General features: G+C 65.7%; 1 protein-coding gene. It reads right to left on the reverse strand.

Annotated elements, in window-relative coordinates:
- Positions 1 to 589 (reverse strand): peptidase dimerization domain-containing protein (locus EN925_RS38755; protein ID WP_164894830.1); only part of this gene is annotated, 589 nt, incomplete at both ends.

The following is a 589-nucleotide window of genomic DNA, read 5'->3' on the forward strand; positions in this document are numbered from 1 at the left end:
GTCGCCTGACGGGCCGAAGATGACACCGTCGACGCCGGCGCCGGCATAGTGCGCGGCATCGCACACGGCGACGAAGCCACGCGCCTGCGGCGCCTTGCCGACCATGGCCTTGCGCTTCATCAGCGATCTCACCAGCGGATGGTCGACCGGCGTGTTCATCGGCGGAAAATGCAGCCCGCCGAGCTCCCATTGGATCGCAGGCGGGTTGTCGCGCAGCCACGCATCGGTCTGCGCGAAATGGTGGACGAACGCCTCGAAATCGCGGCGGTAGTCGGCCGAATTCTCGTCGGGCAGGAATTTCATGTCGAGATCGAGCACCGCGACATCGGGAATGATGGCCGGGTTGGTCATCACGGTCGGCAGGCCGTGCTCGCCAAGGCCGGTGCCGCCATGCATGACGCCGATGTTGATGGTGTTCATGCCGAGCGGCAGCAGCGGATGCGATTTTGCTCGCGTCCGGTCCAGCTCATACTGGCGCACGGCGGCAATGAAGCGGGCGGCGATCTCGATCGCATTGACGCCCGGCTCCAGCCGGTCCTTGTCGTGGCGCTGCGGATAGATCTCGTTGTAGCGCAGCGCCGAATGGGCG

This window comes from Mesorhizobium sp. M7A.F.Ca.US.006.04.2.1 (assembly GCF_004022915.1).
GTDB classification, from domain to species: domain Bacteria; phylum Pseudomonadota; class Alphaproteobacteria; order Rhizobiales; family Rhizobiaceae; genus Mesorhizobium; species Mesorhizobium ciceri.